The following is a 12,422-nucleotide window of genomic DNA, read 5'->3' as shown; positions in this document are numbered from 1 at the left end:
TCCCGGTCGCGTGCTACCTTGCGGCCGAAGGAGTCGCCGCGATGCGCGTGCTGTTGGTGGAAGACGATGAAATGATCGGGCGCAGCCTGAAGCAGGCGCTCGAGGGCGCGGGCTGGTCCGCGGACTGGGTGCGCGACGGCGAGCTGGCGCAGAGCGCGCTGGGCGACGGCGGCTACACCTGCGTGCTGCTCGACCTGGGCCTGCCCAGGCAGGACGGCACCGAGGTGCTGCGCCGCGCCCGTGAACGCGGCGACGCCACGCCGGTGCTGGTGCTCACCGCGCGCGACGGCCTGGACGACCGCATCCACAGCCTCGACCTCGGCGCCGACGACTACCTGCTCAAGCCCTTCGAATTCCGCGAACTGCTCGCGCGCATGCGCGCCGTGGTGCGCCGCCGCGACGGGGCCGCGCATTCGCTGGTAGGCAGCGGCGCGCTGCAGCTGGACCTCACCACGCGTGAAGTCGTGGTCAACGGTGCACGAGAGGCGCTCACCGCGCGCGAGTTCGCGCTGCTGCATGCACTGCTGGAGCGGCCCGGCGCCATTCTTTCGCGCGAGCAGCTGGAGAACCGCATCTACGGCTGGGGCGAAGAAGTGACCAGCAACGCGATCGACGTGCTGATCCATGGCATGCGCCGCAAGCTCGGCGCCGATGCGATCCGCAACGTGCGCGGACTGGGCTGGCGCGTGGCCGCATGATGATGCTCGCCCGCAGGCTCCACGCACTTCGGGGCCGGGCTGCCGGGCTGGCCTGCCGATGAGCGCAACCTCGCGCGGCCCGGGCCGCTGGTGGCGGCCGCGATCGCTGCGCACGCAACTGCTGCTGTGGCTCATCACGCTGCACCTGGGCGCGGCCGTGCTCACGGCGTGGTTCTCCTTCGTGGCCTACGGCAACCTCGTGCACAACGCGCTGGACGACCAGATGCGCCTCGTGGCCGAGTCGTACGCGGGCAGCGACCCGCAGAAGCTGCCGCGCCCGATGGACGGCGAGGCCGCCTTCTCGCGCGGCGCGTTCATCGTGCAGATCTGGAGCGCCGATGGCAGCACGCTGCGCGCCACCTCGTGGCCGGTGCTCACGGTGCCGCTGCAGGCGCGCCCCGGCTTCAGCGACGTGAACACCGGCACGCACTCGGGCTCCGCATGGCGCGTGTTCACCGCCGAGCCCGGCTCGCGCGCCGACCAGCCGCGCGTGCAGGTGCTTCAGAACGAGGACTACCGCCGCCGCCGCGCATTGCGCCGCGCGCTGCTGGAAGGCCTGCCGATCACGCTGCTGCTGCCGCTGGCGCTGCTGATCCTCTGGATCATCGTGTCGGCCGCGTCGCGTTCGCTGCGCGCGGTGGCGCGCGACGTCGCCTCGCAGGACGAGCGCAGCCCCACCGAGCTGTCGCTCGCGCGCGTGCCCGACGAGATCGCGCCGCTGGTGAGCGCCTTCAACAACCTGCTGTCGCGCGTGCGCAGTGCCTTCGCCACGCAGCGGCGCTTCGTGCAGGACGCGGCGCACGAGCTGCGCACGCCGATGGCCGCCATCGGCCTGCAGATCGAGAACCTGCGCGCGCACGTGCCGGCCGGCGAGGCCACCGAGCGCTTCAATCAGCTGGAGGCGGGCGTCACGCGCGCGCAGCATCTGATCGAGCAGCTGCTGCATCTCTCGCGGCAGGACGCGCCGCGCGTGGGCGGAGCGAACGAGCGCGTCGACATCGAGGTGCTGCTGCGCGACAGCGTGAGCCAGCTGATGGTGCTGGCCGACGCGCGGCGCGTGGACATCGGCTTCGAGGGAGGCATCGCCGCCGTGGTGGTCGCGCCGGTGGCCGAACTGCGCAGCGTGTTCGACAACCTGATCGACAACGCGCTGCGCTACGCGCCCGAAGGCGGCGTGGTCGACGTGAAGCTGCACCAGGTCGAAGGCCACGCGGTGGTCGACGTGCTCGACAACGGCCCCGGCATTCCGCAGGCCGCCATGGGGCGCGTGTTCGACCGCTTCTTCCGCGTGCCGGGTGCGGCGGCGGGCGGCAGCGGATTGGGGCTGGCGATTGCCCGCACGGCGGCGGAGCGCCATGGACTGCGCATCGAACTGCGCAACCGCACCGATGGGCCGGGGCTGATGGCGCGGGTGCATCTGCCTTGAGTACTGCTGCGCACTGGCAGACGGTGCGGTCCAAAGCTTTAGAAAAAAGAGCGGCGCTCACGCGCGCCTAACTCTTCGCTCACATCCAACTCAGTCGGCGTGCCTAGAGTGCGTTCAGGTCCTGCCACGCGCAGTTCGCGCGATGGCATGTGACCGGAGACAACCTGCTTCAATCAATCAGGAGAACACACCATGCGCACTTCCTTCAAGCTTCTCGCCATCGGTTCCCTTGCTGCGCTGGCAGCGGTGGGCACCATCAACGCATCGGCCGAAACCACCGACGGTTCGGACTTCCATCCGCTGCAGATGAATTCGCCCGAGAAGCCCGAGGTCCAGGCCGGCGCCATGGCCGCCGCGCGTCCGACCGGTACCGAGCCCATCGGCCAGTCGACCAGCGCACCCGCGATGAGTTCGACGATGCCGGTGGCCGACATCCAGGCCGGCGCCTATGCCGCATCGCACCCGACGGGCACCGAGCCGATCGGGCAATCGACTTCACTGCCGATGGTGAAGTCGGGCAGCGGCAGCTGATCCGGAAGGCCAGCCGCCGCCGGTGACGACGGCGATCAGTCGTCGTTGCCGTTGCTGAGCAGTGCGCGGTAGATCACCGCGCCGATGATGGCGCCCGCGATGGGCGCTGCCCAGAAGAGCCACAGTTCCGACACCGCATAGGACGGCCCGAAGAGGGCCGGGCCCGTGCTGCGCGCCGGGTTGGCCGAGGTGTTGGTCACGGGAATCGAGATCAGGTGGATGAGCGTGAGGCACAGGCCGATGGCCAGCCCCGCGAAGCCGCCGGCCGCGCGCCTGGCAGTGGCACCGAGGATCACGATCAGGAACACGGCCGTCATCACCACTTCGCACAGCAATGCGGCCGTCATGCCGTACTTGCCGGGCGAGTGTTCGCCATAGCCGTTGGTGGCGAAGCCGCCGATGTCCGCGCCAGGCTTGCCGGTGGCGATGAGATAGAGAATGCCCGCCGCCGCGATGGCGCCGAGCACCTGCGCCACGATGTAGCCCGCGAGCTGCGAGGCCTTGAAGCGGCCCGCGGCGGCGAGGCCGATGGACACCGCCGGATTGAAGTGCCCGCCCGAGATCGGGCCCAGTGCGTAGGCCCCCGTCACCACCGTGAGGCCGAAGGCCAGCGAGACGCCAAGCAGGCCGATGCCGACGTTTGGAAAGGCAGCCGCCAGAACTGCGCTTCCGCAGCCTCCGAGCGTGAGCCAGAAAGTACCAATGAACTCGGCAGACCATTTTTTATAGGTACTGTGTTCCATACCGCTCCATCCTGAAGTTGAGAAGGCGCGCATGCCGCCGGGGCGATGCGCGGGCGGATTCTAGGAACGCAAACAGGGAGCGTCGAGCAAGTCGTTGGCGCTAACGGAACCTGTTCACGGATGCCGCGGCTTTGTGCATTGCCGCAACTTCGTTGCATCTGCGGCACTAATGGGTTTCGTGATCTTTTACAGCGTCACGACGATCTTTCCGAAGGCGCCGCGCTCCAGATGGTCGAGCGCTTCGGGCAATGCGTCGAAGCCGTAGCTCGCCGCGATCACCGGCTTGAGCGCGTTCGCATCGACGGCGCGCACCAGGTCCTCGAGCGCGCGGCGATGGCCCACGCCGATGCCCTGCACCGTCACGCGGCCCAGCACCATCGCGTAGAACGATGCGCTGAGCGTCTCGCCGCCGAGCATGCCGATGATCGACACGCGCCCACCCTGCTTCACGGCCTGCAGCGAGCGGTCGAGGTTCGGGCCGCTCGCGAGTTCGAGCACGTGGTCGGCGCCGCGCCCCTGCGTGAGGCGGCGCACTTCTGCGGGCCAGTCGCCGTCGCGCGCGAGCACGTGCGTGGCGCCGAGCGCGAGGGCCTGCGCGTGCTTGGCTTCGTCGCCGCCCGTCACCACGATGGCCCGCGCACCGTGCAGCCGCGCGATCTGCAGGCCGAAGAGCGCAACGCCGCCGGTGCCGTGGATCAGCACCGTCTCGCCCGCACGCAGCGCACCGGTCTCGGCCAGCGCGAACCATGCGGTGAGGCCCGCGCAGGGCAGTGTGCTGGCTTCGGCCAGGCTCAGCGTCCCGGGCGCGGCCACCGCCCATGCGGCATCGAACAACACGTGCGAGGCCAGCATGCCGGGGCCGGGCCCGCCGAGCAGCGTGGTGTCGGCATGCCAGTGGCTGTCGATCCAGCCGCCCCAGAAGGTGTTGACGACGCGGTCGCCAACCGCGAAGCGCGTCACGCCAGCACCGATGGCCACCACGGTGCCGGCCATGTCGGAGCCGGGCACGAAGGGCATGCCGATCGCCATGCCCATGCCGTCGCGGATCATCAGCAGGTCGCGGTAGTTGAGGGATACCGCGCCTACCTTCACGAGGATCTGGTTCGCACTCGGCGTGGGCAGCGGCGCCTCGCCCTGTTCGAGATGGGCGCGGCCGAATTCGGGAAGCTGCCAGCGGCGCAGCGTTCGGGGTTCTTGCATGAAGGGGCTCCAGGGGAAGAAAGACAAGAAGCCTTCATGCTATTGACGATCAAAGATATCCGGTGGTGGATAATTTTCCGATCAATGGCGCCTGAAAGTATCCAATGAGCCAGCGTCTGCAAGGCATAGAAGAGTTCGTCGCGGCGGTGGAGGCGGGCAGCTTCGCGCTGGCCGCGCAGCGCCTGCACGTCACGCGCTCGGCAGTCGCCAAGAGCATCGCGCGGCTCGAATCGCGGCTGGACACGCGGCTCTTCCTGCGCACCACGCGCAGCCAGAGCCTCACGCAGGAGGGCCACGGCTACTACGAGCGCTGCCGCCGCGCGCTCGCCGAGCTCGATGCGGCCGAGGCCATCGCCGACGTGGCGCGCAGCACCGCCTCGGGCCTCGTGCGACTGAGCATGCCGGCGATGCTGGGCCGGCTGAAGGTCGGGCCGCTGCTGCTGGCGCTGGCGCGGCACCATCCGCAGCTGTCGCTGGAGCTCTCGTTCAACGACCGGCGCGTCGACCTTGTCGAGGAGGGACTCGATCTCGCCATCCGCAGCGGCGAGCTCGCCGACAGCGCGGAGCTGGTCGCGCGGCCGGTCGGCATGCAGTGGATGGTGCTGTGCGCCTCGCCCGCCTACCTGGCTGCGCATGGGCATCCCGCCGGCATCGACGAGCTGAAAGGGCACGGGGCCGTGCTCTACGCGCGCGACGGGCAGGTCTCGTCCTGGCGCTTCCATGACGCCGAGGGGCGCCTCGTCGAAGTGACGCCGCCCTCGCGGCTGCGCTGCGACAGCGCCGAGGTGCTGCTGGAGGCGGCCGTCGGCGGCATGGGCCTCGCGCGGCTGCCGGCATGGCTCGCGGCCGACGCACTCGCGGCGGGTGCGCTGGTGCGCGTGTTCGACGAGCCCCGGCCCTTCGGCTTCGCGCTGAACGTGATCCGCTCGCGCAGCCGCTACCTGCCGCTGAAGACGCGCGTGGTGACCGACTGGCTGGCCGAGCACCTGCCGCCGTTGCTGGCCGCGCGCTGAACGCCTGTTGGGCGCTATCCTGCGCCTTCCAACAAAGACAACGAGGAGATCCGCGCATGCGCCCAGCCGCCATCCGTCACATCGCCGTCGCCGCAGGCTTCGCCACGGCAGCCCTTCTTGGAGCGTCGAACGCCGCCGCGCAGGGCACGGTCAACGCGCTGTGCAGCACCGATGCCGGCTGGTGCGAGGCGGCCGCCACGGCCTTCACGCGCGAGACCGGCATCAAGGTGCAGCAGGCCCACAAGGGCACCGGCGAGATCGGCGCCCAGCTGCGCGCCGAGGCCGCCAATCCCAAGACGGACATCTGGTGGGGCGGCACCGGCGATCCGTTCCTGCAGGCGGCCGAGCAGGGCCTGCTGGAACCCTACCGCCCGGCCTACATCAACGACCTGCACGACTGGGCGGTGCGGCAGTACGCGCTGTCGCAGAACATGGTGGGCGGCTTCTACACCAGCGCCATCGGCTTCGGTTTCAACACCGACGTGCTCAAGAAGAAAAAGCTGCACGAGCCCAGGTGCTGGGCCGACCTGATCAAGCCCGAATACAAGGGCGAGATCGAGATCTCGCACCCCGCCACCAGTGGCACGGCCTACACCATCATCGCGGGGCTGGTGCAGCAGATGGGCGAGGAGGAGGCCTTCGACTACCTGAAGAAGCTGCACAGGAACGTGACCAGCTACACCCGCAGCGGCCAGGCGCAGGCGCCCAACGTGGCCAAGGGCGAGGTGGCCATCGGCGTGAGCTTCATCTTCGGCTTCGAGCGCTGGCGGTATGACAAATTTCCGGTGAAGACCGCCGCGCCCTGCGAGGGCACCGGCTACGAGATCGGCGGCATCGCCCTCGTGAAGGGCGCGCGCAACAAGGAGAACGCCAGGCGCTACTACGACTGGCTGATGAGCCCCGCGGGGCAGGCCATCGGCGGCAAGGCGGGCAGCCTGCAGTCGCCGGCCAACAAGACCTTCAAGCCCGATCCGCGCATCCCGTCGATGGCCGACGTGAAGCTCATCAGGTACGACTTCGAGAAGTACGGCAAGGCGGCCGAGCGCAAGCGCCTCATCGACCGCTGGACGCGCGAGGTGGAGTCGTTGCCTAGATAGGGCTCGCCCCGGCACCGTGAACGATTCACCGCGCCGCTTCAGGGCGAACTGGCGGTGAAGGTGACCTGGCCGGTATAGGTGCCGGCGGTGCGGCTGGCGAGGTTGGCGTAGGAAAAGGTCCAGGTCGCGGTGCGCTGGGTGACGAGGTTGGCGAAGGCCGTGCCGACCACATTCACGGCGGCACCGGTGCCCGTGTTCGGAATCTGCGGCGCGGGCAGGTTGGCGTCGCTGCTGGCGATGGTGATCTCCGACAGCGGGATCGTGTTGGCGCCGCTGGCCAGCGGCGTCGTCGAGGTGGCCCGCAGCGTGACCTGCCCCGCGTTGCTGCGCACTTCCACCGGCAACGCGTTGCCCGAGGGCGTGACGCCGAATCCGGGCGCCGCGCCGCTCCAGTTCACCGGTGTGTTGTTGCCCGCGACCGGCGTGGTGGGCACGGCCGGGATCGACGGCGTGAGCGCGAAGCTCACCGTGCTCACGGTGCCGCCCGGCGTGGGCCAGGCACCGTCGCCGATGCGGAAGAAGATGAACTTGTCGATGGCGATGGTGAAATCCAGGTTCACGCCCGTGCTCAGCGGCACGGTCGCGCTGGGGCCGGCGGTGCTGGAGGCGGCCCGCGCGGCGGTCACCAGGCCCGTGCCCAGCGCAAGGGCCAGCAGTCCGGCGTGCGTCGCGCGAAGCGTCATTTCAGCTCCACGTCGACCTTGAAGCTGCCCTTCTCCCAGTCCAGCCTGCCGCTGGCCTTCACCGGATAGACGGGCTGCGGCGGGGGCTGCCCGCCCTCGCCCTTGGGCACCAGCGCCAGCGTGCGCGTCTGGCCCGGCAGGATCGGCGTGCCCTCGGGCACCAGCTCGAACGCGAGGCCCTTGCTGTCGGTGGCGTCCAGGCTGCCTTCGAGCCGGCCGTGGGCGTCGCCTGTGTTGGCCACCGTCACGACTGCGCGCCGCGCGCCGCCGGCTTCTCCGCTGGCGATCTGCCTGATCTCCAGCCTGGGCTCCGCGCCGTCGAGCATGACGTACACCGCCACCGCGATGCGGCCGGTGACCGGCAGGCTCAGGCTGGCGCCGCCGCCGCGGATGACGGTCTGCTGCGCCGGCTCCGTGCCCTCGATGGCGATCATGAATCGGCACTCGCCGCGCGGCGCATCGGCCGGCGGTTCGACCTGGAAGCGGAACGAGCGCTTGCCGCGCGCGGGCACCGTCACGTTGCGCCGCTCCAGCACCACCCACGGCCTGCAGCTGCCGGGCAGCAGCTCGTCGTGATAGCCGATGTTGCCTTCGGGCGAATAGCTCCAGTCGATGGTGCGCATCGTCACCTCGGAGGCGGTCGAGGCCAGGTTGTGGATGTCCAGCGACTGGCCGAGCCGCGCGCCGGCCTTGCCCGCGAGCTCGAAGCGCGACGGGGTGACGGCCAGCTCGAAGGGCGCGGCCGTCGCCGTCCCGGCAGCGGCGAGCAGCACGAGGAAGAGGGGTGCGAGAAAGGCTGGTGCGTTCATGGCAGTGTCTCGATTTCGAAGAACGACTCGAAGCTCAGCGCCGAGCCCGACGGCATGCGCAGTTCGCGCGGATCGACGCGCAGCGTCAGCTCGAAGGTCTCGTTCATCCATGGCGACTGGACCACGCCGTTCCACACCTGCACCCGGTCGCCGGGGCGGCCGCTGCCGCCGGCGAAGGCGCCGTTGCCGCGCCACTGCACCAGCATGCCGGCGGGAGAGCGCAGGCCCGCCACCATCGCCGGGATCACGTAGAAGATGCGCGCGCGGCGGCCCACGTGCGGCGCGGTGGCCAGCCGGTACTCGACCCGCCCGAGCGGCAGCACCAGCATGGGGCCGTCCATGCCCTGGGCGTTGGCGAAGTCGCTGCGCACCTGTGCGCGCGGCGAGGCCGAGTCGTCCAGCCGCTCGATCGCCGCCCGCGCCGGCACGCACAGCAGTGGCGCAGCAGCCGCTCCTGCCGCGAGGACCGTGCGGAGACGCGGGCGCTTCATTCCATCGACGCCGTGAAGCGCACGGTTCCCTTGTAGCTGCCGCCCGGATACACGACGTTGTTGTCGTAGGAGAACTGCAGCTGCGTGGCCGTGATGTTGTTCGACAGGTAGGTCCAGGTGCCGACGCCCAGCACGCAGGGCAGGCCGAGCGGGCCGACGCAGAAGGTGGCGTTGGCGTTGTAGCTTGCGATCGTCTGGTTGGCCGTGGCGGTGAAGCGGCCGCTCTGGATGTCGCCCGAGGCCGCGCTGCTGTTGTTCGTGGCCACCCAGCTGATGCTGCTGAACGGAATGGCAGTGCTGCCGCAGCCGCCCGACTGGCAGGTCAGAGCAGCGGATGAATCGACGCGCAGCGTCACCGGCCGCGCCACGGTGGTGTTGGCCACCGGCCGCACCGGCATCACCCAGACGCTGATGGCCGGCGTGCCGGTCACGGCCGTGGGTGTCAGCCCCGCGTTGGCGCCGGTCACGCTGAAGGCCACCGTGTCGACGGTCGCGCCGGCCGAGCCCACGCGCAGCGTCAGGCTGTAGGTGCTTCCGGTGTCGGTGACCGTGGTGATGACGGCGCGCGCGGGCATTGCGGCAAGCATGGCCGCAGCCGTAAGCGCCGTCGCCATTGCCGTTGCCGTTGCCGCACGCGCGGGCATCAGATGCCCTGGGCGGTGTACGTGATGGTGTTCGTGTAGGTGCCCGCGACCCAGCCGGCAGGCGTGCCGCCCAGCGTGTAGGCCCAGGTGCCGGATGCCACCGCGTTCGAGGGGAACGAGGTCGAGGCGCAGGCGCCGAGGTTGGCTCCGGGGTGTGGCAGCGTGCCCGTGGTCGCGACGGTGAAGTCCGCGTTCGCCGGACCGCCGGCCGCGGGCGCCCAGGTGCCCATGGCGCAATTGATGGTGCCTGCGCCCGCGTTGGTCCAGGCGTACACGTTGAGCGTGTTCGTGGTCGACGCGGGCGCGACGGTGGGCGCCGCGCCGTTCCAGTCGACGCTGGTGTTGTTGCCCGTGACCGGCGTGGTCGGCACCGGCGGGATGCTGAGGGTGGAGGCCCAGGTCACCGTGTCTATGGTGGTGTCGGTCGAGCCCACGCGCAGCAGGATCAGCTTGGGCACCGTCACGCTCAGGTTCACCCTGGCCTGCGCCGTGATCGTGCCCGTGCCGGAGCCGTACTGGCTCTCGGCCATGGCATTGGCGCCGGCGAGCGCGAGGCCCGCGAGGCACAGCGCCTGCAGATTGCGGGAGATGGGTGCTCTGGTCATGGACTCTCCTTGGGTTGAATGCATGAGGGGGAAAGAGGCGGCAGGCAGCTCGGTTCGTTCGTTCACTCGCCCACCTTCACGACGGGGATCGCCGCGCCGGCATGGCCGCGCAGCGGAACGTTCACGCTCACCCCGTTCTCGCCGGCCGCGCCCCATGGCAGCGGCACGCTCTCGAGCCGGAGCGTCAGCTGGTGGCGGCCGGTGGTCACCATCGGAAATTCGAAGCGACCGTCGCGGTCGGTGACGGCGCGGTAGCGGCCGTCGAGCAGCACCTCGACGCCCGAGACGCCGCCCTCGCCCGATTGCTCCTCGCCGTCGCGGTTGACGTCGTAGAACACGCGGCCCGACACGCTGCCGCCGCCCGGCCCCTCGGTGCGCATGCCGGCGGCCCGGTAGCCGGTGCCGGCGCTGCCCTCCCAGCGCAGGTAGACATAGGCCGTCTTCTCATTGCTGCGGTAGAGGCTGGGGCCCGACCACGATGTCGGCAGCAGCGAGGCCCGCGCCTGGTTGAAGTTGGTCATGAAGCCCAGCCGCCAGCCCGAGCCCAGGTCCTTCTCGGCCGTGAGCGAGCCCGACAGGCCCCGGCTGGTGTAGAGGCCGCCGCTTTGCGAGGTGTAGCGCAGGTTGCCGCCCACGTTGAAGCCGCCGTCGAACCAGTAGCGGAACTGCAGGCCCGCCGTCGGATAGCTGCGGGCGGTGCCGCCGCTGCGGTCGCGCGCGTGGCCGATGGTGGTGGTGAGCTCGGGGCGCATGGTCTCGTAGCGCCCGCCGATCCAGTCCTGCTCCCACTGCACTTCCTGGCCCGTGGCGGCGGTGTCGCCCAGCACGATCAGTTCGTTGCGTCGCACCGTCAGCGTGAAGCGGCTGCGTGGCCAGTCGAAGAAGCGGGTCTGGTAGAAAGCGCTCGCGTAGAGGCTGCGGCCGTCGCCGGCGCCGGTGGACGTGCCCGGCAGGCTGCCGGCGGGGCTCGCTTCGTAGCGCGTGCGGTAGGCGCTCACGCTGCCGCCGATGGAGTTGTAGCGGTCGAAGAGGTACTGGAAGTTGCCGTTCGCGCCCGCGCGCCGGTAGCCCGAGAGGCGGAAGCTCGCGTCGGTCGCCGCGCGCTCGTAGTCCAGCCCGGCGCCCCAGCTCATGCGGCTGGTGTTGCGATCCACCCGCCAATAGGCGCCGCGTGTGCCGGTGGCCAGCGCGTAGTCGCCGAAGTACAGGTTGGGCCGCGCGGCATAGGCGCCGAACTCGTGGCGGTAAAGGCCGGTGCGCGCGCTCGCCTCGACGAAGAGGCCGTGCGAATCGCCGGTGGCCACGCCTGGCGTGGGCGAGCTCACGCGGCTGCCCACCAGCGTGGCGCGCGCCTTGAGGTCGCCGTCGCGCAGCACCTCGCGGCCGTAGCCCAGCGAGGTGGCCCAGCTGGTGACGTCCTTGCGGCCGAAGCCCTGGGCCGTCAGCGGGTCGTAGTAGTAAGCGGGCACATTGCGCGCCTGGTCGAGCTGGAACGCGGTGAACCACTTGTCGTCCAGCCGCAGCGTGGCGCCGAGCCAGCCCAGTGTGCCCTGGCTCTTCTCGAAGCCCGGATAGGGCCCGCCCGTGAGGTTGCCGCGCTGGCCGAAGCCGGCGCGCAGGTCGAGGCCGCTGTTGAAGACGCGGGCGGAGGCGCCGCGCACGGTGGTCGAGCCCAGCGAAAGGCGGTAGTTGCGCGAGAGGCCGTCGGTGAGCTCGCTGTAGGTGTCGCCCACGGTGGTGTCGGCGAAGGTCCGGGTGGTCAGCGGAAAGCCGAGGTTGCGCAGCGTGAAGCGGCCGCTGGTGTTCTCGCGTGCATAGCCCAGCGAGCCGATGCCGAAGCCGCTGCCCGTGGTGTTGTCGCCGCCGAGGTGGCGGCCGTCGGCCTGCAGCACGAATTCGCCGTAGTTGAGGGTCTCGCGGCGGTACTCGAAGCGCTGGCCCAGTTCGGTCGCGCGCTGGCGGCCGTAGCCGGTGGTGGTGGCCTCGCCGAAGCCGATGCGGCTTTCCACCAGCCAGGCGCGGTAGCCCTCGGGCTGCGCGGCTTCGGGTTCTTGCTCGGCCGAAGCCCGGTCCGGCGGGGCGGTGTCGGGCGTCATGAAGCGGTCTTCGTAGGCCTTGGGCGCGGATTCCATGAGCGCCTTCAACCGCGCCTGCTCCGCCTGCGCACGGTCGAGGGTTTCGATGCGCGCGTCAGCCACGGCATGGGCGGCCGGGGCGCTCGCCTGCGGCTGCTGCTGGGGTTCCGCCTGTGCCTGCGCACAGGACAGCCAGGCGAGGGCGGTCGTGCACTCGAGCCATGCAAGGGCGGCCACCGGGCGCCTCGCGGCTCCGGGCGGGCCGGAAACGGCCCCTGGCGACGTGCAAGTCATCAGAAGTCATCCCTTGTCTCGTTCCCCGGGGCTGCACCCCTGTTCGTGTCACTTCTTGGCAGTCGTCAGGATATTTCAGAACTATTAACAAGAGTCAATTTTTCGGGGGGCGG

Annotated in this window: 13 protein-coding genes; 5 read left to right on the top strand and 8 right to left on the bottom strand. The window is 70.2% G+C overall.

Annotated elements, in window-relative coordinates; genetic code table 11:
* Positions 1-41 precede the first annotated feature (41 nt).
* The 3 genes from ABL843_RS29455 (at position 42) to ABL843_RS29445 (ending at position 2,655) form a co-directional block, all read left to right on the top strand.
* Positions 42-698, top strand: a complete 657-nt coding sequence (locus ABL843_RS29455; RefSeq protein WP_176665079.1) for a response regulator transcription factor — start codon at positions 42-44, stop codon at positions 696-698.
* A gap of 58 nt (positions 699-756) precedes the next feature.
* Complete coding sequence (locus ABL843_RS29450) at positions 757-2,124, top strand: sensor histidine kinase (RefSeq protein WP_418118315.1); 1,368 nt, start codon at positions 757-759, stop codon at positions 2,122-2,124.
* Positions 2,125-2,316: 192 nt separating this feature from the next.
* Entirely contained in the window at positions 2,317-2,655 is a 339-nt protein-coding gene (locus ABL843_RS29445) for a hypothetical protein (RefSeq protein ID WP_126025442.1), read from the top strand.
* A gap of 35 nt (positions 2,656-2,690) precedes the next feature.
* Here the strand turns inward: ABL843_RS29445 and aqpZ are convergent, their stop codons facing one another.
* Both aqpZ and ABL843_RS29435 read right to left on the bottom strand, forming a co-directional pair.
* The gene (gene aqpZ / locus ABL843_RS29440) at positions 2,691-3,398 is read right to left on the bottom strand and encodes an aquaporin Z (protein WP_418118313.1); all 708 of its coding nucleotides are present in this window, start codon (positions 3,396-3,398) and stop codon (positions 2,691-2,693) included.
* Positions 3,399-3,584: 186 nt separating this feature from the next.
* The gene (locus ABL843_RS29435; protein WP_418118311.1) at positions 3,585-4,598 is read right to left on the bottom strand and encodes a zinc-dependent alcohol dehydrogenase family protein; all 1,014 of its coding nucleotides are present in this window, start codon (positions 4,596-4,598) and stop codon (positions 3,585-3,587) included.
* A 104-nt stretch (positions 4,599-4,702) separates the two neighbouring features.
* On the opposite strand from ABL843_RS29435, the gene ABL843_RS29430 reads away from it, so the two are divergent.
* Positions 4,703-5,611: a LysR family transcriptional regulator gene (locus tag ABL843_RS29430; RefSeq protein ID WP_418118310.1), complete on the top strand. Its 909-nt coding sequence runs from the start codon at positions 4,703-4,705 to the stop codon at positions 5,609-5,611.
* Positions 5,612-5,667: 56 nt separating this feature from the next.
* Entirely contained in the window at positions 5,668-6,708 is a 1,041-nt protein-coding gene (locus ABL843_RS29425; RefSeq protein WP_418118309.1) for an ABC transporter substrate-binding protein, read from the top strand.
* 38 nt (positions 6,709-6,746) lie between these two features.
* On the opposite strand, the gene ABL843_RS29420 is transcribed toward ABL843_RS29425, so the two are convergent.
* The 6 genes from ABL843_RS29420 to ABL843_RS29395 form a co-directional block, all read right to left on the bottom strand.
* Positions 6,747-7,391: a hypothetical protein gene (locus tag ABL843_RS29420; protein ID WP_418118308.1), complete on the bottom strand. Its 645-nt coding sequence runs from the start codon at positions 7,389-7,391 to the stop codon at positions 6,747-6,749.
* Positions 7,388-8,200, bottom strand: a complete 813-nt coding sequence (locus ABL843_RS29415) for a hypothetical protein (protein ID WP_418118307.1) — start codon at positions 8,198-8,200, stop codon at positions 7,388-7,390. The genes ABL843_RS29420 and ABL843_RS29415 overlap by 4 nt, the downstream gene beginning before the upstream one ends.
* The gene (locus ABL843_RS29410) at positions 8,197-8,691 is read right to left on the bottom strand and encodes a hypothetical protein (RefSeq protein WP_418118305.1); all 495 of its coding nucleotides are present in this window, start codon (positions 8,689-8,691) and stop codon (positions 8,197-8,199) included. Before ABL843_RS29410 ends, ABL843_RS29415 begins: the two co-directional genes overlap by 4 nt.
* Positions 8,688-9,278, bottom strand: a complete 591-nt coding sequence (locus ABL843_RS29405) for a hypothetical protein (protein WP_418118303.1) — start codon at positions 9,276-9,278, stop codon at positions 8,688-8,690. Before ABL843_RS29405 ends, ABL843_RS29410 begins: the two co-directional genes overlap by 4 nt.
* A 56-nt stretch (positions 9,279-9,334) precedes the next feature.
* Complete coding sequence (locus tag ABL843_RS29400) at positions 9,335-9,940, bottom strand: hypothetical protein (RefSeq protein ID WP_184639669.1); 606 nt, start codon at positions 9,938-9,940, stop codon at positions 9,335-9,337.
* Between the two features lie 62 nt (positions 9,941-10,002).
* Positions 10,003-12,252: a hypothetical protein gene (locus ABL843_RS29395; RefSeq protein ID WP_418118301.1), complete on the bottom strand. Its 2,250-nt coding sequence runs from the start codon at positions 12,250-12,252 to the stop codon at positions 10,003-10,005.
* Positions 12,253-12,422: the final 170 nt, after the last annotated feature.

The organism is Variovorax sp. 350MFTsu5.1, from assembly GCF_048302515.1.
Classification (GTDB): domain Bacteria; phylum Pseudomonadota; class Gammaproteobacteria; order Burkholderiales; family Burkholderiaceae_C; genus Variovorax; species Variovorax guangxiensis.
Note: the sequence above shows the minus strand (reverse complement) of the source record. Positions and strands in the feature narration are given on the sequence as shown.